23 protein-coding genes are annotated in these 23,422 nt (G+C 74.2%); 10 read left to right on the forward strand and 13 right to left on the reverse strand.

The annotated features are described in order from the left end of the window. The coding region (gene sepH / locus AR3_RS24550; RefSeq protein WP_245637924.1) for a septation protein SepH at positions 1-773 on the reverse strand (773 nt) is incomplete at its 3' end. A 401-nt stretch (positions 774-1,174) separates the two neighbouring features. Between sepH and AR3_RS24555 the strand changes: the two genes are divergently transcribed. Further along, positions 1,175-2,179, forward strand: coding sequence for a hypothetical protein (locus AR3_RS24555; protein ID WP_067917278.1), 1,005 nt, complete (start codon positions 1,175-1,177; stop codon positions 2,177-2,179). A 17-nt stretch (positions 2,180-2,196) separates the two neighbouring features. On the opposite strand, the gene AR3_RS24560 is transcribed toward AR3_RS24555, so the two are convergent. Together AR3_RS24560 and AR3_RS24565 are read right to left on the reverse strand one after the other, a co-directional pair. Then, entirely contained in the window at positions 2,197-3,507 is a 1,311-nt protein-coding gene (locus AR3_RS24560; RefSeq protein WP_067917280.1) for an FAD-linked oxidoreductase, L-gulonolactone oxidase family, read from the reverse strand. A gap of 66 nt (positions 3,508-3,573) precedes the next feature. Next, a complete protein-coding gene (locus AR3_RS24565; protein ID WP_067917282.1) occupies positions 3,574-4,764 on the reverse strand; it encodes an MFS transporter in 1,191 nt (396 codons plus the stop codon). 355 nt (positions 4,765-5,119) lie between these two features. On the opposite strand from AR3_RS24565, the gene AR3_RS24570 reads away from it, so the two are divergent. From AR3_RS24570 to AR3_RS24580, 3 genes are all read left to right on the forward strand, one after another. Next, positions 5,120-6,226: a lytic transglycosylase domain-containing protein gene (locus tag AR3_RS24570; RefSeq protein WP_227023063.1), complete on the forward strand. Its 1,107-nt coding sequence runs from the start codon at positions 5,120-5,122 to the stop codon at positions 6,224-6,226. Positions 6,227-6,344: 118 nt separating this feature from the next. Beyond that, the gene (locus tag AR3_RS24575) at positions 6,345-7,295 is read left to right on the forward strand and encodes a ferrochelatase (RefSeq protein ID WP_067917287.1); all 951 of its coding nucleotides are present in this window, start codon (positions 6,345-6,347) and stop codon (positions 7,293-7,295) included. Positions 7,296-7,333: 38 nt separating this feature from the next. Further along, a complete protein-coding gene (locus tag AR3_RS24580; protein ID WP_067917289.1) occupies positions 7,334-8,152 on the forward strand; it encodes an inositol monophosphatase family protein in 819 nt (272 codons plus the stop codon). Positions 8,153-8,323: 171 nt separating this feature from the next. Here AR3_RS24580 and AR3_RS31265 read toward each other — a convergent pair whose 3' ends face one another. Next, positions 8,324-8,500, reverse strand: a complete 177-nt coding sequence (locus AR3_RS31265) for a hypothetical protein (protein WP_169803884.1) — start codon at positions 8,498-8,500, stop codon at positions 8,324-8,326. Positions 8,501-8,703: 203 nt separating this feature from the next. On the opposite strand from AR3_RS31265, the gene AR3_RS24585 reads away from it, so the two are divergent. After that, positions 8,704-9,357, forward strand: coding sequence for a response regulator transcription factor (locus tag AR3_RS24585; RefSeq protein ID WP_067917291.1), 654 nt, complete (start codon positions 8,704-8,706; stop codon positions 9,355-9,357). Between the two features lie 68 nt (positions 9,358-9,425). Continuing rightward, positions 9,426-10,616, forward strand: coding sequence for a sensor histidine kinase (locus tag AR3_RS24590; RefSeq protein WP_067917293.1), 1,191 nt, complete (start codon positions 9,426-9,428; stop codon positions 10,614-10,616). A 24-nt stretch (positions 10,617-10,640) separates the two neighbouring features. Here AR3_RS24590 and AR3_RS24595 read toward each other — a convergent pair whose 3' ends face one another. After that, positions 10,641-13,484: an ABC transporter substrate-binding protein gene (locus AR3_RS24595; protein WP_067917295.1), complete on the reverse strand. Its 2,844-nt coding sequence runs from the start codon at positions 13,482-13,484 to the stop codon at positions 10,641-10,643. Between the two features lie 8 nt (positions 13,485-13,492). Then, positions 13,493-15,139 (reverse strand): serine/threonine-protein kinase, encoded by a 1,647-nt coding sequence (locus tag AR3_RS24600; protein WP_067917297.1) that lies wholly within the window; start codon positions 15,137-15,139, stop codon positions 13,493-13,495. A gap of 519 nt (positions 15,140-15,658) precedes the next feature. Here AR3_RS24600 and AR3_RS24605 point away from each other — a divergent pair. Together AR3_RS24605 and AR3_RS32810 are read left to right on the forward strand one after the other, a co-directional pair. After that, positions 15,659-15,955 (forward strand): DUF4193 domain-containing protein, encoded by a 297-nt coding sequence (locus tag AR3_RS24605; RefSeq protein ID WP_067917299.1) that lies wholly within the window; start codon positions 15,659-15,661, stop codon positions 15,953-15,955. Positions 15,956-15,990: 35 nt separating this feature from the next. Then, positions 15,991-17,199 (forward strand): hypothetical protein, encoded by a 1,209-nt coding sequence (locus AR3_RS32810; protein ID WP_313819756.1) that lies wholly within the window; start codon positions 15,991-15,993, stop codon positions 17,197-17,199. A 131-nt stretch (positions 17,200-17,330) separates the two neighbouring features. Here AR3_RS32810 and AR3_RS24615 read toward each other — a convergent pair whose 3' ends face one another. Together AR3_RS24615 and AR3_RS24620 are read right to left on the reverse strand one after the other, a co-directional pair. Beyond that, positions 17,331-17,930: a maleylpyruvate isomerase family mycothiol-dependent enzyme gene (locus AR3_RS24615; RefSeq protein WP_067917301.1), complete on the reverse strand. Its 600-nt coding sequence runs from the start codon at positions 17,928-17,930 to the stop codon at positions 17,331-17,333. Positions 17,931-18,018: 88 nt separating this feature from the next. After that, positions 18,019-18,306 carry a DUF4235 domain-containing protein gene (locus AR3_RS24620; RefSeq protein WP_067917303.1) on the reverse strand — a complete coding sequence of 96 codons (288 nt, stop codon included), beginning with the start codon at positions 18,304-18,306 and terminating at the stop codon, positions 18,019-18,021. Between the two features lie 242 nt (positions 18,307-18,548). Between AR3_RS24620 and AR3_RS24625 the strand changes: the two genes are divergently transcribed. Together AR3_RS24625 and AR3_RS24630 are read left to right on the forward strand one after the other, a co-directional pair. Next, on the forward strand, positions 18,549-19,862 hold the full coding sequence (locus tag AR3_RS24625; protein WP_217998737.1) for an acyl-CoA dehydrogenase family protein: 1,314 nt from the start codon (positions 18,549-18,551) through the stop codon (positions 19,860-19,862). Continuing rightward, complete coding sequence (locus AR3_RS24630; protein ID WP_067917305.1) at positions 19,859-20,938, forward strand: acyl-CoA dehydrogenase family protein; 1,080 nt, start codon at positions 19,859-19,861, stop codon at positions 20,936-20,938. The genes AR3_RS24625 and AR3_RS24630 overlap by 4 nt, the downstream gene beginning before the upstream one ends. 89 nt (positions 20,939-21,027) lie before the next feature. Here the strand turns inward: AR3_RS24630 and AR3_RS24635 are convergent, their stop codons facing one another. The 5 genes from AR3_RS24635 to AR3_RS31270 all read right to left on the reverse strand — a co-directional run. Next, on the reverse strand, positions 21,028-21,705 hold the full coding sequence (locus tag AR3_RS24635) for a YidC/Oxa1 family membrane protein insertase (protein ID WP_067917307.1): 678 nt from the start codon (positions 21,703-21,705) through the stop codon (positions 21,028-21,030). Between the two features lie 28 nt (positions 21,706-21,733). Then, on the reverse strand, positions 21,734-22,024 hold the full coding sequence (locus tag AR3_RS24640; protein ID WP_067917309.1) for a DUF6412 domain-containing protein: 291 nt from the start codon (positions 22,022-22,024) through the stop codon (positions 21,734-21,736). A gap of 106 nt (positions 22,025-22,130) precedes the next feature. Then, on the reverse strand, positions 22,131-22,586 hold the full coding sequence (locus tag AR3_RS24645) for a hypothetical protein (protein ID WP_217998739.1): 456 nt from the start codon (positions 22,584-22,586) through the stop codon (positions 22,131-22,133). Between the two features lie 120 nt (positions 22,587-22,706). Beyond that, on the reverse strand, positions 22,707-22,889 hold the full coding sequence (locus AR3_RS24650) for a hypothetical protein (protein WP_067917312.1): 183 nt from the start codon (positions 22,887-22,889) through the stop codon (positions 22,707-22,709). After that, the coding region (locus AR3_RS31270) for a hypothetical protein (protein ID WP_217998742.1) at positions 22,886-23,422 on the reverse strand (537 nt) is incomplete at its 5' end. The genes AR3_RS24650 and AR3_RS31270, both read right to left, overlap by 4 nt.

A 23,422-nucleotide genomic window follows, 5' to 3' on the forward strand; every position in this document is an offset into this window, starting at 1 on the left:
GGGTCGCCGGGACGCCCGGCGCCGCGCTCCCCGGGCGGCTCGTACCCGGCGGGCAGCCCGCGCGCCGGGCCGGGCAGCGGACCGGGCACCGGCGCCGGGCCGAGGCCCAGGTCGCGCACGTCGCTGACCACCTTCATCGCGGGCCGGCGCGGCATCAGCGGCGTGACGGTGTCGCCGAGCGAGTCGTCGTCCTCGTCCCAGTCGACGGCGCTCAGCCGCGCGGCCACCTCGTCCAGCGGCGACACGTGGCGGCGCCGCGGGTCGAACACCCACTCGGCGGCGTGCGGGCGGCCGTTCTCGAAGAACGACAGGCGCACCCGCCAGGTGTTGTCCTCGCACTTCCAGGAGTCCCACTCGACCTCTTCGAGGTCCACCCCGCTGCGCCCGAGGCGCTCCTCGACGGTCTCGCCGAGCGGCGGGCCCGGGGTCGAATCGCCCGGCCGCCGCACCGCGACCCGCTGGGCCTGCTGGGCCATGTACTCGCGTTCCTGCAGGACCGGGCCCTCGAACCAGCGGACGCGTTCCACCGGTATCCCGGCGGACTCTGCGATCTCCTCCGCCGTCTCGCCCGACCGGATGCGAGCCTGGATCTCCTTGGGGCGCAAGGGACTCTCCACTTCGATCTCGAACTGGCCGAGGCGGGAGAAGTGCCCACGGACCGCTGCACGCAGCCGATCGTCGACGGGCAGGGTGAACCGGGTGCCTCGACCCGCGGTTGCCAGGACGAGGTACGTACCGTCCTCGCTGACCGCGACGAGGCGCAGCTCCTGCATGCGTGTCCTTCCTGCCCTTCCTGACGGCACTGAGGGCGCATGCGTGCCCTTCCCCCGGATTCCCGAGTCTCTCTTTCGGACACACCTGCTGCCAGCACCGTACCCGGCATGTCCGAACATCGCCGCTCTCGAAGCCCTCTTCAGGAGGCCGAAGAGGGCACCTGACCTAGCTTGCCCGTGCGGCGGTCCGGCCGGGGGCGCCCTTTCTGATTCTTGTGGATCCTTTTCCACACTGTGCCCGATCCAGGGGCCGCGGCTCCAGTCCCGAATGCACGCGTCGCGCTCCCGTCATGAAGTTGCCATCGTCACGTCCGCGTCAGGAACACCCTCAAACGGGTCGCTAGTTCACGTTTTGGGACCTTATGGGCACGCGGAGGACGTTCGAGGGGGAGTGTCGTCGAGTGTCGTCGACGCGGCGGCGGCTGCCGGATCTCAGTACCACCCAGCTCATCGCCAGCGGTGTCGCCACGTTGGCCGCCGCCTGGGGAGCGTCGTACCTGGGCGTGTACGGGACGGTCATCGGCGCGGCCTTTATGAGCGTGGCGTCCACCGTCGGCACGGCCGTCTGCAAGCACTACCTGGACCAGGGCAAGGAACAGCTCCAGGGGAGGGCCCAGGAGGCCGCGCGCGAGGTGGCACGGGAGGCCACCAGCCCGGACCCCACTCGCACCGTTGCCTGGCCCCACGGAGCGCACTCCGTAGGAGACCCCAATGCCACACGCCCGGATGCGAGCACGCGCCTGTCCGACCCCGACGCGACTCGCCTGGATCCGGGTGCGTTGACTCCCAGGGCGCCGGGCGCGGATCCCAATGCCACCCGCGTCGACGCGGCCCTGCCACCTCCGGTGGACGACCCGGCCCGAGCGGTGGCCAAGACCCTCGTGCACGAGGAGGTCGATGAGGCTGTGACCACAGGGCGGCGCACCGGGTTCGCCGCCACGGTCGCGTGGGCCAGGCGGCGCTGGAAGGTGCTGCTGCTGTCGTCGGCCGTGGTCTTCGCGGCCGTCATGGGCGGCATCAGCCTGTACGAGTGGCAGACCGGCAAGCCCATCGGCAACAGCGGCGAAAAGGGGACGACCCTCAACAACGTCTTCCGCGGGGGCGGCGGCAGCGGCGGTGGGACCGACGACGTCACGCCCGCGCCCGGCACGTCCGAGCAGCCCACCGGCGACCCGTCCGCCCCCTCTACGGGCCCGTCCGTGGAGCCGACGCGGCAGGAGTCTCCGGAACCGGCGCCTGCGCCCACCACCGCCACGCCGCAGGCGCCCTCGTCGCGTCCCACGACGAGCACGCCGCCCAGCACTCCCACGCAGGCACCGTCGAGCGTCCCCGGAGGCGGTCAGGACACGGGCGGCGACCAAGGCGGCGCCGACCCCCGCGACACCCCGGACGGTGTCTCTCGGTGACCGACCTCCGGGCGGGCTCAGTCGCCGAAGACGCGGCGGGTGTAGGGGTTGGCGAAGCGGCGGTCCGGGTCCAGTTCGTTGCGCAGGGCGAGGAAGTCGTTGAAGCGCGGATACACCGTCTCCAGGTACGCCGCGTCGCGGGTGTGGAGCTTGCCCCAGTGGGGGCGGCCGCCGATCGCGGTCATCAGCTCCTCCACTCCCCGGAAGTAGTCCTCGTGGGGGTCGCGGTGGTAGACGTGCACCGCGATGAACGCGGTGGGACGGTCGTAGGCCATCGACAGCCACGCGTCCTCGGGCGGCAGCACGCGCACCTCGATCGGGAAGCTGATGCGCCAGTCGCGCTTGTCGAACAGCGCCCGCAGTTCCCGCAGCGTCGGCAGGAGCATGTCGCGCGGGATCGCGTACTCCTGCTCCTTGAAGCGGACGGTGCGCGGGCTGGTGAACACCTTGTAGGAGGTGTCGGTGTACGTGCGCGCGCCCAGTGCCCTGGCGGAGATGCCGTTGAGTCGCGGGGTGACGGCGGGCACGCGGTGCGTGACGCGGTTCAGGACGCCGAACACCGTGTTGGACAGGAACTGGTCGTCCAACCAGTACCGGTACTTGGGCAACGGCTCGGCCGGGCCGTCCACGCGGTTGTTGCGCTTGGTCAGGCACCCGTCGGTGTGCGGGAACCAGTAGAACTCGAAATGCTCGTTCTCCGCGGCGAACTCGTCGGTCCGCGCCAGCACCTCGTCCCACTTCATCGGCTGCTCCTGCGCGCGCAGCAGGAAGCGGGGGACGGTGCGCCAGGTGATGGCGGTGACGATGCCGAGCGCGCCGACGCCCGCGCGCGCCGCGTCGAACAGGTCGGGGCGTTCGTCGCGGGAGCAGGTGACCACGCTGCCGTCGGCGAGGACCATCTCCAGGGCGGCGACCTGGGAGGCGAGCCCGGCGACGTCGCGTCCGGTGCCGTGCGTGGCGGTCTGCAGGGCGCCCGCGACGGTCTGCTGCTGGATGTCTCCCATGTTGGCCAGCGCCAGCCCGTGCTCGTCCAAGAACCGGTTCAGAGCGTGCAAGGGCAGGCCCGCCTCGACGGTGACCAGCCGACTGGCGGTGTCGACGGAGCGCACGGCGGTCAGCCGGTCGGGGCGCAGCATGATGCCGTCGGTCGCCGCCGCCCCGGTGAAGGAGTGGCCGGTGCCGATCATCCGGACGGTGCGCCCCTCGTCGGCGGCCGCGCGGACGGCGGCGACGACCTCCGCGGTGTCGCGGGGCGCCAGGACGCGCTGCGGGACGGCGCGTTGATTGCCCGCCCAATTCCGCCAAGTCTGCGTGCTCGTGGGGGACATGGGAGGACTCTACTCGCCGCACCGTTCGTGAGGAAAGTTCATGTTCTTCTTTCGGGAGGGCCGCGGTCACGGTTCGCCGGTGCGCAGGCGGCGCGTCCCGGCAAGCCCGATCGCCGCCGCCGCGAGCGCCGCGGTGAGCGGCACCAGGAACGCGGCGTCGGCGCCCCGCGCGTCCACGACCCGCCCCGCGATCGACGACCCGATCGCCAGCCCCACTCCCACCAGCGTCGACACCATCGCCAGGCCCTCGGTGAGCTGGTGGGGCGGCACCAGCCGCTCCACCAGCCCGTATCCGGGGATCACCGTGGGGGAGATGGCCAGCCCGGAGAAGAACACCACGGCCATCATCAGGAACAGGTCGTCCACCAGCACGGGCGGCACCAGCCCCGCGGCCAGCAGCACCAGGCCGACGCGGAAGCGCCGGTCCAGGCGGCTGCGCCAGGCGCGCGCCCCGTACCACAGCGCGGCCGTGCCGCTGCCCAGCGCGTAGCAGCCCAGCAGCACTCCAGCCAGGGACTTGTGCCCCTCCGCCTCCGCGAACGCCACCCCGCTGACGTCGATCGCCGCGAACACCACGCCCAGCATCAGGAACACCGGGGCGAGCACCATGAGCCCCGGGTTGCCGAACGGCGTGCCGCCCCGGCCCGGTTCGCGCGGACGCGGCGGCGGCTCGGTGCCGCGCTGCACCGCCAGCGCCAGGCAGCCCACCAGGGTGAACAAGGCCGACGCGCCCAGCCCGGCCGCCGGATGCACGCCCGTGGCCAGCGCCGTGACCAGCAGCGGACCCGTGACGAAGATCGCCTCGTCGACCACCGACTCGAAGGAGAACGCCGCGTTCAGCCGCGCGGGACGCCGCCGCAGCACGTGCGACCAGCGCGCCCGCACCCACGCCCCCAGGGACGGCTGCGTCAGCCCCGCCAGCGCTGCGGTGGGGAACAGCGTCCAGGGCGCCAGGCTCAGCTCGGCGCACAGGATCAGCGCGGTGAACCCGGCGGCGTTGGCCAGCGCCAGCGGCACCAGCACCCGGTGCTGCCCGTACCGGTCCGCGAGCCGCGCGCTCATCGGCCCGCCCAAGGCGTACGACAGCGACAGCGTCGCCGATACCGCCCCGGCGATGCCGTACGACCCGGTGACGGCCGACACGAGCAGGACGATGCCGATCCCCACCATCGCCATCGACATGCGTCCGACCAGACCCGCGGCGACGAACAGCCGGGCCCCGGGAACGGCGAGCAGCTCCCGGTACGCGTTGGCCACCCTTGGCCCCCTTTCCCCCAACCCGGGCGACTCCCGGGTAACCTCGAACCCCCCTTGACGCTTTCTGAGCCCGGACGCGCGCGGCATGCCCCCGGTCCCCCGTGGCGCGACCGACGACGCGAACCTCCTGAGGTCAGAACGTGATCACGCTACCCGGACGTAACACCTGCAAAGACCTGTAACCGAGACGCAGCGACTCTCGTTGGGAATGGTTGTGGCTTCCTCCTCGCGTCCGCATGCCCCCACCCGGCCGCAAGGCACGAAGCAGGCGTCGAAGAAGCGGCGGAACACGTCCCGGAACGGCGCGACCGCACCCCGCCCCTCAGGCGGCCGCCGCCGCGGTCTGAAGGCAGCCGTGGCCGTCATCGCCGTGCTGTGTTCGGGGAACCTCGGAGGCGGCGTCTACGCGGCGTGGAGCGTCGACGGCGAACGCGGCGCGCCCCGCGCGACCGCCGCGCCCCCTCGGGAGCCGGCGTTCCCCGGCCCGGTCGCCAACATCGCCGAAGAACGCAAGGTGGCCCCGCTGCGGCGGGTGGTGCCCCCCGACGTGCTGGCCGTCTTCCGAGGCGGCCCGATCCGCCGCACCGAGATCGCCAAGATCGGCAGGCTGCGCCGGGTGCGGGACGTCATCGCCGTCGCGGGCGGCGCGGTGCAGCTGCAGGGACGCGGGGTCAACACCTTCGCCGTCGACCCCTCGCAGTTCCGGTCGTGGACGCCGCCGGGCACCGCCAAGCGCAACGAGCTGTGGGAGGCGCTGGCCGCCGACCGGTTCGTGGTCTCCACGGCCGCGGCCGACCAGCTGCGGCTCGCCGAGGGCATGCGCTACCCGGTGGTGGCCCGCACCATCCCGTACCTGGAGATGGGCGGCTCGGGCACCCTGGGCCTGCCCGGCATCGACATGCTGGTCAGCAAGAAGACCGGCGCCGAGATGGGCCTGGTGCCCAACGTGGCGATCCTGATCAACGCTCCCGGGACGGACGCGGCCCGCCTCACCGCGACCGTGAAGAAGATCCTGGGACGGAACGCCGACGTGGTGAACCTGCACGAGCGGCGCTACCAAGCGCCACCCGACGCGGGCGGACGTCCCGGCAGCTACCTGGACCTCTACAAGGAGGCCGCCCGCAGCTGCCCCGGACTGTCGTGGACGGTGCTCGCCGCCATCGGCCAGGTGGAGAGCGACCACGGCCGCAACGCGGGCCGCTCCAGCGCGGGAGCGCTCGGCCCCATGCAGTTCCTGCCGTCCACGTGGCGGTCCTACGGCGTCGACGGCGACGGCGACGGCAAGGCCGACATCATGAACCCGTACGATGCCGTCCCCGCCGCGGCCCGCTACCTGTGCGCCCACGGCGCGGGCAAGGGCGGACGGCACCTCTACCAGGCGATCTGGGCCTACAACCACGCCGACTGGTACGTGCAGAAGGTCCTCAACCTGGCCAAGGCCTACGCCGTCCGCTACGACTAGACCCACGCCTGGACGCCGTACCGCCGCCAAGGGGTCGCCGGCCGTTCGGCGTGGGGGTGCGCGCGGCATGTCGGCGCGGCTGGTTGGATGGGACCATGACCGCGATCGGAGCGACCCGATGAGCGACGCGCCCACGACGGAGTACGACGCGTTGCTGCTGGTGTCCTTCGGGGGGCCCGAGGGACCCGACGACGTGATGCCGTTCCTGGAGAACGTGACCCGCGGCCGGAACGTCCCCCGCGAGCGCCTGGAGAGCGTCGCCGAGCATTACTACCGGTTCGGCGGCGTCAGCCCCATCAACGAGCAGTGCCGCCGCCTGAAGGCGGCCATCGAGGCCGACCTGGCCGCGCACTCCATCGACCTGCCGGTGTACTGGGGCAACCGCAACTGGACGCCGTACCTGGCCGACACGGTCCGCCAGATGGCCGCCGACGGCGTACGGCGCGCCGCCGCGTTCGTCACCTCCGCCTACAGCGGCTATTCGACGCACCAGCAGTACGTGGAGGACATCGCCCGCGCACGCGCCGAAGTGCCGGAAGCCCCCCAGATCGACAAGCTGCCGGTGTACTGCCGCAGGTCCGGGTTCATCGACCCCTTCGTCGACGGCGTGCGCGACGCGCTGGCGCGCCTGCCGGAGGACGCCCGCCTGGTGTTCACCGCGCACAGCGTGCCGCTGGCGCAGCCGGGCCGCGCGGACTACGTCGCGGAGCTGCAGGACGTGGCGGCGACCGTCGCCGAGCGGGCCGCCCCGGGCCGCCCCTGGACGCTGGCCTACCAGAGCCGCAGCGGCCCGCCGAGCCAGCCGTGGCTGGAGCCCGACATCTGCGACCACCTGGAGGAGCTGGCGGGCCAGGGCGTCGGCGCGGTGGCGGTCGTGCCGATCGGCTTCGTGTCCGACCACATGGAGGTCAAGTACGACCTGGACGTCGAGGCGGCGGACAAGGCGGCCGCGCTGGGCCTGCGGTTCGAGCGCGTCCCGACGCCCTCGGCCGACCCGCGCTTCGCCGCGCTGCCCCGCGAGCTGATCACCGAGTCGGTCGGCGCGGCCCCGCCGCGGGCGGGCCGCTGACGGCCGCGAGACACGACCACGAGACCGCGATGAGGGGGATGAGGGTGAGCAGCCTGCCCGAGGAGCTGCTGGAACTGGCCGTGGCCGTGGCCCGGGAGGCCGGGCGGATGCTGGTGGACAAGCGGCCGGCCGACGGGCCGGACGTGGTGCAGACCAAGTCGAGCCCGACCGACGTGGTCACGCAGATGGACCGGGCCGCCGAAACGCTGATCATCGAGCGGATCCGGGCCGCGCGGCCCGACGACGGCTTCCTCGGCGAAGAGGGCGGCACGCGGGACGGGGGCAGCGGCGTCCGCTGGGTGATCGACCCGATCGACGGCACCGTGAACTACCTGTACGACCTGCCCGACTGGGGGGTCAGCGTGGCCGCCGAGGTGGACGGCGAGGTCGTGGCGGGCGCGGTCGACCTGCCGCGGCGCGGCGAGACCTTCACGGCGGCGCGCGGCCGGGGCGCCCTGCTGCACACCGCCGCCGGCACCCGGGAACTGCGCTGCAACACCGGCGTCCCGCTGAACCGGGCGCTGGTGGCCACCGGGTTCGGGTACGAGGCGCGGCGCCGCGCCCGTCAGGCCGAGGTGCTCACCGGGGTGCTGCCGAACGTGCGCGACATCCGCCGTGGCGGCTCGTGCTCGGCGGACCTGTGCTCGCTGGCCGCCGGGCGCGTCGACGCCTACTACGAGCGCGGCGTGCAGGCCTGGGACATCGCCGCGGGCGCGCTGATCGTCCGGGAGGCGGGCGGCCGCGTGGCCGGACTGAACGGCGCCCCGGCCGGTCCGGAGCTCGTCATCGCCGCCGCGCCGGGCCTCTGGGAGGAGCTGCACGACCTGCTGGCCCCGCTCGACCCCGCCCGCGACTGAGGCTCACGCCGGGCCATCCCGGGGCATGCTTACGGAAGCAGCGGCCTAACGGGCCTTTGCGGGCACGCTGCTCTTCTGTCGGGGGTTTCAGGGGGGCGTCCCCCTGGCGTCTCGGCGAAGAGCAGCGGGCCCACGCGCTCGATGGGCTCACTGCTCCAGGCCGAGGACGCGTCACTCGCAGCGCGGCGGCTCGACGCCGATGTCGTGGTTCGCTGCGATCCGACGCAGTTCTTTGATCTCCTCCTGACGGATGTCGGCCAGGTAGGTGTCGCCGACGGCGCGGGCGTGGCGCAGCGACTCGTAGGCGTCGTCGAGGCGCTGCTGGATCGCACGTGACAGCTCGCCCATGGACCTCCCTCCCAGATGCAGACCCTGCTTACCCACCTCCGACATCGCGATAAACCTGATTTGCGATGAAATTTTCATCACCGCTTGCATCGCCGCCCGCTCGCCCGCGAGACCCCGTCTGATCTGGGGACTTACCGAGGCCTTACGGTGGGCGTGGCATACCTGGACGCCGTGGCCGGGGTGACAGCCGAGGAGGGGACGCAGTGCGTGTACTGGTCGTAGAGGACGAGCGGGTCCTCGCGGACGCGATCGCCACCGGCCTGCGCCGGGAGGCGCTCGCCGTGGACGTCGCCTACGACGGCGCCGGCGCGCTCGACCGGGCGCAGGTCAACGACTACGACGTCATCGTGCTCGACCGCGACCTGCCCAAGGTGCACGGCGACGAGGTGTGCAAGCAGCTGGTGTCCCGGCGGTACCCCGCGCGCATCATCATGCTGACCGCCGCGGGCGAACTGGACGACAAGGTCGAGGGCCTGTCCATCGGCGCCGACGACTACCTCGCCAAGCCGTTCGCGTTCGCCGAGCTGATCGCCCGGGTGCGGGCCCTGGGGCGCCGCGCCGCGACGCCGCTGCCGCCGGTGCTGGAACGCGCCGGGATCACCCTGGACCCGGCCCGCCGCGAGGTGCACCGCGACGGCCGTCCGATCGACCTGACCCGCAAGGAGTTCGCCGTGCTGGAGGTACTGATGCGGGCGGACGGCGCCGTGGTGAGCTCCGAGCAGCTGCTGGAGAAGGCATGGGACGAGCACATCGACCCGTTCACCAACGTGGTCCGGGTCACGATGATGACGTTGCGCAAGAAGCTCGGGGACCCGCCGATCATCGAGACGGTCCCGGGAGTGGGATACCGCCTGTGACGCCGTCCGCGCCCCACCCCGCGCCCCACCCCGGGCCCCACCCCGGACCGCAGCCCGGGCCCCAGCCCATGCCGCCCGGCGCCACCGGGCCTTTCCCGCCGCCGCACGGCGGCAAGGGCGACCGCCGCGGCGTCGGGTCCCTCGCGGCCGACCTGCGCGCGCTGCCGACCCGGATGAGCGTCCGGCTGCGCCTGACGGTGCTGTACGGGCTGCTGTTCTTCATGGCCGGGGCGCTGCTGCTGTTCGCCACCTACCTGCTGGTCGGCTCGATCCTCAACTCGGTGTTCCCGCGCGGCTATGTGATCTACACGCCGTCCGGGCCGCTGGACCCGCAGGTGCTCAAGGAGCTGACCATGCAGCGGCTGGTCAGCCGGTCGCTGGTGGCGCTGGTCGGGGTCGGGATCACCGCCGTGGTGCTGGGCTACTTCGTCGCCGACCGGGCGCTCAGCCCGCTGCAGAAGGTGACCGCGACCGCGCGGCGGCTGTCGGAGAGCACCCTGCACGAGCGGATCGCGCTGGAGGGGCCCGACGACGAGATCAAGGAGCTGGCCGACACCTTCGACGCGATGCTGGAGCGGCTCAGCCAGGCGTTCGACGCCCAGCGCCGGTTCGTCGCCAACGCCTCGCACGAGCTGCGCACGCCGCTGGCGATCAACCGGACGCTGCTGGAGGTGGCGCTCGGCGACCCCGACGCGTCCGACGACCTGAAGACGGTGGGCCGCACGCTGCTGGCCACCAACGCCCGCCACGAACGGCTGATCGAAGGACTGCTGCTGCTGGCCCGCAGCGAACGCCAGCTCACCACCCGCACCCCGGTGGACCTGGCCGAGGTGGCGTCCACGGTGCTGGAGACGCACGCCAAGCGCGGGCACGACAACGACGTCGCCGTCCACCGCGAGCTCACCGCCGGCACCACGCTCGGCGATCCGGTGCTGCTGGAGCACCTGGTGTCGAACCTGGTCGACAACGCGGTCAAGCACAACGACGACGGCGGCGAGGTGTGGGTCCGCACGGGCGTGCTCGACGGCTACGCCACCGTGCAGGTGGAGAACACCGGGCCGGTCGTGCCCGCCTACGAGGTGGACCGCCTGTTCGAGCCGTTCCGCCGGCTCAACGCCGACCGCGTCGAGTCGGCCAAGGGCGCCGGGCTGGGGCTGTCGATCGTGCGTTCGGTGGTGCTGGCCCACCGCGGCATGGTGTACGCCGCGCCGCGCGCGGGCGGCGGCCTCATCGTGACCGTGCGCCTGCCGCTCGCCTGACCGGGCGCGCCGCGCGTCCCGCCGTCACTTGCGGGCGGCGGTGGCCAGGGTCGGGTCGCCGTCGAAGTCGAGGTCGAGGCCGGTGAACTTGTCGGACGCCAGGGCGGCCCACTGGTCCGTCCACACCGGGATGATGGCCATGTCGTCCAGGGCGATCTTCTCGGCCGACCGCAGGACGCGCGTGCGGGCGCCCTCGTCCCGGGCGCCGATCGCGTTCGCCAGCTCCTTGTCGAACGCCGCGTTGCGCCAGCCGCCGTAGTTGCTGCGGCCGTTGTCGGCCGTGGCGATCTGGTCGCCGCCCAGCAGCGGCTGCAGCACCGAGTACGCCGACGGGTAGTCGGGCCGCCAGCCCAGCGCGATCAGGCCCTGGGCGTCCTTGCCCGTGACCTCCCGGGTGAAGTCCTGCACGTCCACGACGCGCAGCTGCACGTCCCAGCCGAGCACTTGCCGCAGCTGCTGCCGGACCACCTCGCACCAGTACCGGTAGGTGCCGATGCTGCGCACGTAGAGGTTCACCCGGGTGCCCGGCCCGAGCCCGGCGGCCTGGGCGAGCTGCTTGGCGCGCGCGGCGTCCGGGCCCTGGCACGACGGGCACGCGCCGCCCTCGGAGAACCCGGGGACGGCGGGCGACACCAGGCCGGTCGCGGGACGGCCGAACCCGTGGGTCACGGTGTCGGCGATCTGCCGGCGGTCGAGCGCGTACGAGACGGCGAGCCGCGCCTCGCGGCTGCGCATCGGGCCCCGCTTGGTGATCGGAACCAGCATCCGCTGGGTCGTGCCGATGCGGGTCTTCATGTCGTTCAGGCGCGGGGAGGCCCCCGGATCGTCGGCGTCCACGGCGGCCCAGTCGGCCAGGCCCCCCGTGAACGCGGAGAGCTGCTGGGCGGTGGACTCGGTCAGCCGGACGGTCACCCGGTCGAGTTTGCTCTTGCCGAACGCCCACCGGTCGTTGCGGACCAGCGTCGCCGTCTGCCTCGGCGTGTAGGACTGCAGCTTGAACGGGCCGTTGCCGACCGGGGCGAGGTTGTAGTCCCGGTTGTCCTTGTCGCCCGCCGCCCTGGGCACCGGGGCGAAGATCGGGTCGGCGAGGCGCTTGGGGAACTCGCAGTCGGTCTTGTCGAGCTCCACCCGCAGGACGCCGCCCGCCGCGTGCACGCCCTCGAGCGTCCGCGACCGGCCGTTCGCGACCGCCGCGTACCCCTTGATGTCCTCCATGAGATAGCCGGCCTCGCCGGCGGCGTGGCGGCTCCAGCCCCGCGCGAACGCCTCGGCGTCCACGGGCTCCCCGTTGGAGAAGGTCGTGCCCGGCTTGATGTCGATCGTCCACTGGCGGCAGGCCTGGTCGGGCCGGACGTCGCGCGCCAGGCGGGGACGCACCGTGCCGTCCTTGGTGACCTCCATGAGCCCGGTGAACAGCGCCTTGGCCAGGGTGCGTCCGGTGCCGAACCCCGCGTGGCCGGGGTCGATCTCGCCGTTCTCGGACAGGGGCGCCTCCAGCGCCAGCCGCACCTCCCCGCCCTGCTTGGGCGTCTGCGGGCCGCGCCGGCCGCCGTCGCCGTCCAGCTGCGTGATCACCACGCTCGCGCCGACGATCAGGGCGACGAGCGCGGCGCCGCCGCCCGCGGCCAGCACGCCCATGCCGCGCCGCCCGGGCCCCTTCCCGGGAGCGCCCGGCGACGTCGTCGGCAGCCCCGGCCAGGACGCCGCGTCCGGTCCGCCGCCGGGGACGGGCGTCTGCGGCGGCGCCCATGCCCCGCCCGGCGTGCTGTGGCCGGGGCCGGGGACGGCCGGTCCGGGACCGGCGTGGCCGCCCTGCCCGCCCTGGGGGAACCCGTACGGCGGCGCGGGCGGCGCCACGGCCCCCGTCGGGGTCGGGACGGGCGCCTGCCCAGTGGGGGACGGGATGGGCGTCTGCCCGCCGACCACCGGGTGGGCGGGGGCCGCGGGGGCCGCCTGCGGCTGAAGGACCAGCGTGTCCGTGGCGGCCGCCTCGGCGCCCTGGGTGAGGATCGCCGACTGCGCCTCGGCGCCCGGACCGGCCGCGGGCCGGGGCGGGCTGCCCGCCAGCGTCAGCAGCTGCATCAGCACCTGGTGCGACGACGGCCGCGCCGCCGGGTCCTTGATCAGGCAGTGGGCGACCAGGCCGCGCAGCGGCTCGGTGAGCGCGCCCAGGTCCGGCGGCAGATGGAGGATGCGGTGCATGACCGCGGGGATGGAGTCCTGGCCGAACGCGGCGCGGCAGGTGGCCGCGTACACCATCGTGGCGCCCCAGGCCCACACGTCCGCCTGCGGGCCGATGGGGGCGCCGGTGATCTGCTCGGGCGCCATGTAGGCGGGCGTGCCGACGGCGGTGCTGGACATGGTGCCCGTGGCGTCCAGCGCCCGGGCGATGCCGAAGTCGATCACCCGGGGCCCGTCCGGGGCGACCAGCACGTTGGCGGGCTTGAAGTCGCGGTGCACGACGCCGGCCTGGTGGATGGCGGCCAGCGCCGTCATCGTGCCGATCGCCAGCCGGTCCAGGTCGCCGCCCGAGCGCGGGCCCTCGGCGGCCAGCACCTCCGACAGCGACGGCGCGTCGATGTACTCGCTGACGATGTAGGGCCGGTCGCCCTCCACGTCGGCGTCCAGGATGCGGGCGGTGCAGAACGGCGACACGCGCCGCGCCACCTCGAGCTCGGCGGCGAACCGGGACCTGGCCTTGGCGTCGCCGCTGAACCGGGCGTGCAGCAGCTTGATCGCGACGCGCCGCCCGTCGTCGTCCTCGGCCAGGTACACCGAGCCCTGGCCGCCTTCGCCCAGCAGGCCCGTCAGCCGGTAGGCGCCCAGGCGTTCGGGGTCGCCCGGGCGGAGCGGGGCGATCTCCGCCATGGCGCCCCCTACTGTCGGTACACGGTGCCGTACGCCTGCGCCCGGGCGGTGTCGCTCAGCGTCGTCCGCCACTCCCACCGCAGGTACGCCCCGCTCGGCGACGGCTGGAACGTCAGGTAGCCGGCGGCGCAGTCGTCCTTCGAGGTCCCGCCGAACGGCGTCTCCCGGTACACGATCTTGGAGTCGGTGCTGGAGCCGCGCAGCAGCGACAGCATGGTGCGGCAGGTCTCCGAGTCGCTGTAGGTGTACGTGGCGTTGCCCGCGCTGCGGATGAGGAAGAAGCGCGTCTTGAAGATGGTGCGCCCCGTCGGCGCGCCGGGCTGGTAGCCGGTGCCGGTGTAGGTGCCGGTGATGCCGTTCTCGGCGCTGAACGTCGACGAGGAGGTCGGCGTCGGCGGCGTGTAGGTGGGCAGCGGCAGGGGCCGGTCCTCCTCGCCGGACGCGAGCGCCACGACCACGACCACGAGGATCACCAGCACCGCCAGCACGGCGCAGCCCACGCCGATGATCACCGGCGCGCTGGACGACGACGACTGGGCGGGCGGCGGCGCGAACCCCGGTCGCGTCGGCGGTCCGGGCGGGCCCGGGGGCCGGGGAACCGCCGGACCGGCCGCGGGCTGGTACATCGGCATCGGCGGCGGGGTGATCGGCTGCGGCGGCGGGGTGCTCGGTCCCGCGTTCATCGGCATCGGCGGCGGCGTGATCGGCTGCCGCGGCGACGGCTGCCGCGCGGGCGCGGACGGCACCGGCGGCGGCGCCGGCAGCTGGGCGGCGATCCGGGTGCCCTGGTCGAGCAGGGCCTGCCCGCCCGCCGTCGCGCCCGTGGGCGCCGCGCCCACGTGGCCGAGGAGGTTCAGCAGCAGCTGCGCGGCCGGGGGGCGCAGCCCGGCGTCCTTGGACAGGCACTGGCCCACCAGGTCGCGCAGCGGCCCGGCGGGCAGCGCCGACAGGTCGGGTTCGTCGTTGAGGATGCGGTTGATGATGACCGGCAGCGTGTCGGCCTCGAACGGCGACTGCCCGGTGGCCGCGAACACCATCGTGGCGCCCCAGGCGAAGATGTCGACCGCGGGGGTGAGCGGCGCCCCGGTGAGCTGCTCGGGCGCCAGGTAACCGGGGGTGCCCACCACCATGCCGGTGGCGGTGACGGCGCTCTCCTGGGAGTTGACGCTGCGGGCGATGCCGAAGTCGACCACGCGCGGGCCGTCCGGCGCCAGCATCACGTTGTTGGGCTTGAAGTCGCGGTGGACGATGCCGGCCTCGTGGATGGCCGCGAGCGCGGTCGCGGTGCCGATCGCCAGCCGCTCCAGCTCCTCGGGGCCGCGCGGGCCGTTGTGCACCACCACGTCGTGCAGCGAGGGGCCGTCGATGTACTCGCTGACCACATACGGCTGGTCGCCGTGCACGTCGGCCTCCAGCACCCGGGCGGTGCAGAACGGCTCGACCCGCTGCGCGGCGGTCACCTCGCGGGTGAAGCGCGCCCGCGCCGACGGGTCGTTGGCCATCGAGGCGTGCAGCAGCTTGATCGCGACGTGCTCGCCTTCCGGGGTGCGGCCGAGGAATACCGATCCCTGTCCGCCGGCACCGAGCCGTCCGACGACCTCGTACCGTCCCAGTGCCCGGGGATCGCCTGGCTCCAAGGGAGCGGCATCCGGCATCTGACCCTCCACTTACCCGCAGTGATGTGCCGCGTGGTGAACGCCGGCCCCGTGCCGGCCCGTCCGGCGCGTGCCGGGCGGTCCGCAACGCGGCGCGCCCCCATCTCAGGCGGGCACGATATCGCGTTAGTTCAGACGTTTCACCGCAGCTTCCGGTTCGCCGCACGGCGACCGCGGAGCCGCTTCATCGGCGGGCGGCCGGACACGGCCGCGCACCGCCCCCGAGGCGGTGCGCACAAGCCCTGCGGGGCAGGTATGATCCGGCCGCCGCGGGATGCCCCGCCGGGGGTCCCGGTCCTGTCGAAAGCCGTGACACCTGGCCGGACATGTGACCGACGACACACATAGGGGGACTGGTCCCGGTGACCGGTGTCACGACTGATACCGGTCGCGTCTTGCGTGTCACGGGTCACTACCCGTGACAGAATTTCCCGCCCGGATCGGGCACAAGACGAGTCCCCCGAGCGTTAGATCCGCGCGACGGGGCGCATAAAGGACTGAGGGGGATGGAGATAGAAGATGGCGACCGACTACGACAGCCCGCGTAAGACAGACGACGACCTGGGCGAGGACAGCCTGCAGGAGCTCCAGGCCCGTCGCGCTGACAAGGCCGCGAGCATCATCGACGAGGACCTGGACGCCGGCGAGGTCGCCGAGCTTCCCGGGGCCGACCTGTCGAACGAGGAACTCACCTTCCGGGTGGTCCCCCGCCAGGCCGACGAGTTCACCTGCAGCCGGTGCTTCCTGGTGCACCACCGCAGCCAGTTGGCCAGCGAGAAGAACGGCCAGCCCGTCTGCCGCGAGTGCGCCGCCTGAGGCCCGCTCGGCGGCGCGACGGGCGGGAGCGGCCGGTGACGCGGGACCCCGGGGACGAGCACCGCGGCGAATACGCGGCGGGGGAGGCGCACCACGGTACGCCGAACCCGCCCGGCGGGGACGCCCCGCCGGGCGGGCGTCCCATCATGCGGTCGGACGCGGACGTTTCCCCGACCGGTGCGGAAAGCGGCGTCGAGGGCGCCGCGACCGGTGCCGATGCCGGTGACGCAACCGGTGCCGAGACCGGTGTCGAGCGCGTCGGCCACGACGCCTCCGCCGAGATCGGCGAACTGATCGGTCGGCTGTCGGTCGACGAGGGCATGGACCGCGAGACCCGCGGCCGCCTGCTGGCGCGGCTGGCCCGCCTGCTGGGCGACGCCGCGCGCCGGGCGGGCGCCGCGGGTCTGGCGCGCGGGCGCCTGCTCGCCGACGTGCTGACCGCCGCGGCCCCGCACATCCCCGTCCGCGACCTGGAGACGCTGCGCGCCCACCATCGCGGGCTGGAGGGCGAGGAGCTCGCCGACAGCCTCGTCCGGGTCGCGTGCAACGCGACCACGGCGGTGGGCGCGGCCGGAGGCGCGCTGGCCGCGGCGCAGTTCGCCGCCCCGCCGCTGCTGCTCACCGCGCCGGCGCAGCTGGCCGCCGAGACGCTGGTGGTCGCGGCGATCGAGGTCAAGCTGATCGCCGAGCTGCACGAGGTCTACGGGGTGCGCGTACAGGGGTCGGGCACGGCCCGCGCCGCCGCGTTCCTGACCGCCTGGACCAAGCGGCGCGGCATCAACCCGCTGGAGGCCGGGTCGTTCACCAACGCGCTCGGCTCGGCCGCCAAGGCGGCCCTGCGCAAACGGCTGATGCGCAGTCTCGGCAGAAGCCTCGGCACCATGGGGCCGTTCCTCACCGGCGCCGCCGCCGGCGCCGCCCTCAACCGGACGGCCACCAAGCGCGTCGCCGACGCGGTGCGCGCCGACCTGCGCCGCAACACCCCCGCCCAGCCGCCCGCGGCCCTGTTCACCGTGCGGTCCGTGCCGTCCCCGAGAACGCCGCTGACCCGGCCGGACGGCCCGGCACAGCTCGACGGCCCGGCGCAGTCGGACACGGCGGCGAAATCGGACACGGCACAGCCGGACGGCCCGGGCCCGCAGGCCCCGGGCGACGCGCCGGCCGGACCGCTGCCGCCGCCCGGCCCCGCGCCCGGTCCCGCGGGGCAGCTCCCGCCGCCGGCGCCGCCCCCGTCCGAGCACTGACGGCGTCGGCAGGATCGTCCCGGCCTGCCCCAGACCCCGCATCCGGAGCTCCTCGATCCGGCGGTTCCCCGCCATCTGCCGCCGCGCCGAGGAGCCCGGCGACCGGAAACGGTCGCTCTGGCCGGTATCGGTCAGGAGAACTCGAGCTCCGCCGCCACCTCGTCGCGGCCGGCCAGCCACATTCCCAGCGCCTCGCGCGTGCCGCGCACCTCCGGCCCCCGTCCGATGGGCCGACGGCCGTCCGTCGGCACGAGGCGGTACCGCAGCACGCGGCGGTTCAGCGCCAGGCTCAGCTCCACCCCCTCGCGCAGGATCGCGGAGGCGACCGCGTCCGGGACGTCGCGTTCCCGGCCGAGCCCGCGCAGGATGTCCTGGTGGTGGACGCCGAGGTCGCCGAGCAGGAACACCGCGGCGACGCGGGTGGTGGTGCTGGGATGGTCGGCCCAGTGCGCGGCCCACTCCATCAGCCGGTCCCGCGACAGCCGGCGCACGCGGTCGACCTGCGCCTGGTTGGCGGCGTTGATGCGCAGCCCGCGCGGCAGGTAGAAGGCCAGGGGATAGTCCACACCGATCACATGGGCGAGCACGTCGCGCGGCGCCCAGCCCGCGCACAGCGTCCGACCCGACGCGAACTCCTCGTCCGTCAGCTCCGCCAGGGTCTTGATCAGCCTGTGGCGTTCGGCGCGCAGCTCGTCCTCGAGAGGAAACCTGATCGCGTCCAGCAAAGGCATCGTGGCCGGTCCCTTCCGACGGTGCCCGGGACCGACCACAATACGCGGGCGGCGCCGCCGAGGGGACCGGCCGTCCGGTCAGGGCGCGTCAGACCTCCGCCTTCAACGGGGAGGGCAGCTCGCCGGTGCCCTTGGCCCACTGCCGCGCCGCGGCCCGCGTGGCCAGCAGCCGGGCCACCTCCATCCCCACCCCCATGATCACGGCCCAGCCGATGGCCTCGCTGAGCGCGACCTCCGGGGACTCGGGGTTGGCCGGCGGCTCCTTGCCGGTGGCCTTCTTCCAGGCCAGCGTGATCACCTTCTTGGCGGCGAAGCCGCCGGCGAACGCGGCGGCGCCCGCCACGAGCCGCCAGCCGATGTCGCCCTTGTCGGCCATGCTCGTCCTCCCGTCGTGCTGACTCGCCCCGACGCTACCGGATCTCCCCCGCCCGGCACGGGAAGTCCTCCTCCCGCCGGCCGGGGGCGCGGTACGGGCGCCGAGACCTGGAACGTCCCCAGCGCGGGGCCGTTGATTCACGCGACCGCGCGCCCGCGGCCGGAGCCGGCCGGGCGTCGTTCCGCCCCGGCGGGCGGCGCGCTAGCGTAAGTGAACGCTGACGGTCGACGAAGGAGCCGCCCGTGACGGACCTGGAGGAGTACCGCCGCCGCGCCCGCGCATGGCTGGAGGCCAACACCCGCGACCTGCCGCCCGACCCCGACCTGGCCACGGCCCGGGCGTTCATGGCCCGTCTGCACGACGCGGGGTACTCCGGCATCACCTGGCCCACCGCGTACGGCGGTCAGGGGCTGTCGGCGGCCGAGGAGCGCGCCTTCCAGCAGGCCGCCCGCGACCTGACGCTGCCGATCGGGGTGTTCGGCATCGGCCTGGGCATGTGCGGGCCGACGCTCCTGTCGCTCGGCACCGAGGAGCAGAAGCGGCGCTACCTGCCGCCGCTGCTGCGCGGCGAGGAGATCTGGTGCCAGCTGTTCTCCGAGCCGGGAGCCGGGTCGGACGTGGCGTCGCTGCAGACCCGGGCCGTCCGCGACGGCGACTGCTGGGTGGTCAACGGGCAGAAGGTGTGGACGTCGGTGGCGCGGCAGGCCGACCTCGGCCTGCTCATCGCCCGCACCGACCCCGACGTGCCCAAGCACCGGGGCATCACGATGTTCATCGTCGACATGCACGCTCCGGGCGTCACCGTCCGGCCGCTGCGGGACATGACCGGCGAGGCGCACTTCAACGAGGTGTACTTCGACGACGTGCGCATCCCCGCCGACCGGGTGGTGGGGGAGGTGAACGGCGGCTGGCGGGCGGCCGTCACCACGCTGCTGCACGAGCGGGTGTCGATCGGGACGGGCGCGGCCCGCACCGAGCGGCCCGCCTCCTTCGCCGCGGTGTCGCGGGCGGCGCGCGAGCGGGGCCTGCTCGCCGACCCCGCCGTCCGCGACCGGCTCGTCGACCTGTACCTGCGGGAGCGGGCGTTCGACCTGTTCAACGCGCGGCTGGCGCAGGAGGTCAAGGCGGGGATCGACCCGGGCGCGCGCGGCTCGGTGGCCAAGCTGCTGCTGGCCGAGCTGACGCTCGACTCCGCCGGCATCGCCGCCGAGATCCTCGGCCCGCGGGCCGTGGCGTACGGCGGGCACGGCGAGGGCAGGATCGCGCGGGCGCTGTCGTGGGCGCCGGGCATGGCGCTCGGCGGCGGCACCAACGAGATCATGCGCAACATCATCGGAGACCGGGTGCTGGGGCTGCCGCGCGAGCCGCAGGTGGACCGGGACGTCCCGTTCCGCGACCTGAAGGTGGGGACGCAGGCGAAGCGGGCGGACGCCGAGCGGCCGGCCGCGAAGGACACGGGCGGGAAGGACACGGGCGGGAAAGACGCGGGCGGGATGGACACGGGCGGGAAGGACGCGGGGGAGACGGGCGCGGGCGCAAAGGAGGCGGGCCGATGAGGCTGATCCTGTCCGAGGAACAGCGCGACCTGGCCGCGACGGTGCGGGCGTTCCTGGCCGACACCGCGCCGATGGCCCGCGTCCGCGAGATCGCCGAGTCGGACGAGCCCTACGACCGCGAGGCGTGGCGGCGCATGGCCGAGGAGCTGGGCCTGACCGGCCTGGCGATCCCCGAGGCGTACGGCGGCGCGGGCGCGGGCCACGCCGAGGTCGCCGTCGTCATGGAGGAGCTGGGCGCCGCCCTCACGCCGACGCCGTACTTCGCCTCGGCCGTGCTGGCGGCGAACCTCCTGCTGGCCGCGGGCGACGAGCAGGCGGCCGGGGACCTGCTGCCCGGCATCGCCTCCGGGGGGACGGTGGCCACGTTCGCGGTGCCGCTGCCCGGCGAGCCGCCGCCGCGCGCCACACGGGGCGGGCGGCTGGACGGCAGCCTGCCGTGCGTGCTCGACGGCGCCGCCGCCGACCTGATCCTCGTCGCGGCGGACCTCGACGGCGCCCCCGCCCTGTTCGCGGTCGAGGGCGGGGAGCGGACGCCGCTGACCACGCTCGACCTGACCCGTCCGCAGGCACGCGTCGACCTGGACGGCACGCCCGGGCGCCGCATCGCCGCGGCGGACCCGCGGGCGGCGGTCGCCCACGCCCTCGACCTGGCCGCGGTGGCGCTGGCCGCCGAACAGCTGGGCGGGATGCGGCGCTGCCTGGACGCGATCGTCGAGTACGCCAAGCTGCGGGTGCAGTTCGGCCGGTACATCGGGTCGTTCCAGGCCGTCAAGCACAGGCTGGCCGACATGCACTGCACAGTGGAGCAGGCCGAGTCGATCGTCCGGTACGCGGCGTGGGCGGCCGACGAGAGCCCCGAGGAGCTGCCCGTGGCGGCGGCGTTCGCCCAGTCCTTCCTCGGCCCGGCGTATTTCCAGGTCGCCAAGGACCACCTGCTGCTGCACGGGGGCATCGGCTTCACCTGGGAGCACGACGCGCACCTGTACTACAAGCGCGCCAAGACCGACGAGCTGCTGCTGGGCGCGCCCCGCCACCACCGCGCCCGTCTCGCCGAACGCCTCGGCCTGCTGCCGTGACGCCGTGCCTGATCGCCGTCCGTGGGCGCTGTCCGTGGGCGCTGTCCGTGGGCGCTGTCCGTGGGCGCGGCGGCCGCGCCGCCCCGGCGTCACGCCATGGCGATCCGTCGGCGCAGCACGGCCCGCTCGGCCGCCGTCCACGCGGTGGACGCCAGCAGGTAGACCCCGGCGGCCAGCGGCACGAACGCCGCCACCGCGACCGAGCCGAACGGCAGCAGCCGCAGCGGGCCCTCCGTCTGCCGGGACGACCACCACGCCACGGCCGCCAGCAGCGCGAACAGCCCGAGGAACACCAGCGACTGCGGCGCGAGGAGCCCGGAGGCCCCGATCACGCCGATCCAGTTCTGCCCTAGCGGCGTGCCGAGCAGGGTGTGCGCGAGCACCAGGTTCTGGTGCCCGTTGACAGTGGCGGACACGAACAGCCGGTACATGACGGCGAACACCGGCAGCTGGGCCAGGGCCGGGCCGATCCCGGCGAACGGCGACACGCCCTCCCGGGTGTACAGCGCGCCCAGCTCGCGCCGCAGGCGCATCGGATCGCGGCCGTGCCTCGTCCGCAGCGCCTCGATCTTCGGAAGCAGCCGCGCGCGGTCCCGCGCCGCGCGCGCCTGCGCGACGGCCAGCGGCACGAGCAGGGCCCGGACCGCAACGGTCACCAGGGCGATCGCCGCCGCCGCGGACGGCCCGTCGCCCAGCGGGCTGAGCGCGTCCGCCAGCGCGGCCACCAGATCATGGGCGAGCGACACCGGAACATCGACAACAGACATGAGTGAAAGCCCCTTCGGACGTCGGAGATCAGCGGATCGCGGTCGCGATCCCCGCTCCGGGGGCTCTGGGACGCGGCCGCCCCGCCGCGTCCGGGTCGCGCTGCGGCAGGAAGGCCGTGCGGAGGGTCCGTTCGCGCAGCGTCGTGCGGACCCGCGCCGGCGACGCGCGGTGCTCGGTCCGCACGGCGGCGGCCGCCGCCACGGCCGTGATCAGCCCGGCCAGCGCCAACGCCAGCGCCGCGCCCTGCCCGCCGTCGACGCTCACCAGCGCGGACAGCAGCGTCAGGACCGGCGCCCACATCCACGCGAACCCGTGCACGGCCGACCCTTCCAGCGAACGAACCCGCCCATACCGACGCGGCACGCTCCCGGAGGGTTCCCGGGCCCGCGCCCCGGCGCGCCAACGCGCCGCCGACGGACGTGCGCTAGCCCAGGTACAGCCAGGTCAGGGCGGTGAGCACGGACAGGGAGGCGCCCTTCACCAGCAGCGGCAGGCGGAGCGCGACGACGGCGGCGCGATCGGGCGACCGGGAGAGGTAGGCGAGGACGGCGCTGGCGGCGCGGCCCGCGCCGAAGGCGGCGCCGGCCAGGAGCGTCGCCGCGGGGCCCTGCTGGCTGAGGAGCAGCCCGAGGGCCAGGACGTACGGGGTGGTGGCCGGAACGTAGGTGCGCACGCCCGTGCCCAGCTCGAAGCCGAACTGAAGGGCGCCCGCCCGCGGGCGGTTCATGAGCACGTCCTGAGGGATCTGGCGGGCGTTCTGCGGCAGCCGCAGCGCCACCACGCCGAAATCGCGGGCGGCTCCGAGGGCCGCCACCGCCACGATCGCCCCCGTCCGCACGGCGGGCGGCAGCGGCGCCGCCAGACCGGACAGCAGCCACACCGCGCCCGCGGTGAGCGTCCCGCCGAGCAGCAGCCCGAGGGTGAAAACGGCCAGGACCTCGCCCTGCCGTACCGAACCCCGCCAACCTGGCGAGAACAGCGCCGATTCGCTGTTGCGTGTTCAAACCGAGCCCGACAATGCGTACCCGGCCAGCGCCCCCACCGACGCCCAGCACAGGACGGTCGCGTCCCTCGCCGCCGCGGCCACCGCGAGCAGCGCCGGCGCGGCCACCGGGAGCAGCGGCTCGGTCAGCGCGCGGCGCAGCCGCCCGGCGGCGCGCGGGCCGGGCGCGGCCGCCCTCATTTCTTGCCTCCGCCGAACACGTCCGGGGCGATGTCGATGTCCATGTCGGGAACGGGGACGTGCTGCGGGGACAGGGCGGTGCGGCAGGACACCGCCTTACGGCAGATGGTCTTGTACCAATTGCCGCGCTTGGACTTCTTCCAGCCGTCGTGGCAGCGCCAGGTGACACCGCGGGTGCATTTGCCGCACTTGCCGGCGTACGCCCACAGCCAGGCGTCGTAGCCGCCGCTGCGGCATTGGTTGGGACGCAGCTTGTACTTGCCCGGGTGGGACGCGCCCGACTTGTGGAACCCCTTGTGCTTGCCGCTGGTGCGACAGCAGTCCGAGCACACCAGGCTCGGTCCGCACCCGGGGGAGCAGTTGTGGTCGCGCGCATACGAGGGGCAGCGCGGATAGACGTCGTAGTTCCCCGTCAGGCGGAACCCCGCGGCCAGGGCCTGCCGCGCGGGCGGGAACACGCCGAGCAGGTTCAGCCCGGCGGTCGCCCCGGCGGCGGCCAGCCCCGCCAGCAGCCCGCGCCGTCCGATCCGCGG

Source organism: Actinomadura rubrobrunea NBRC 15275 (genome assembly GCF_001552235.1).
GTDB lineage: Bacteria > Actinomycetota > Actinomycetes > Streptosporangiales > Streptosporangiaceae > Spirillospora > Spirillospora viridilutea.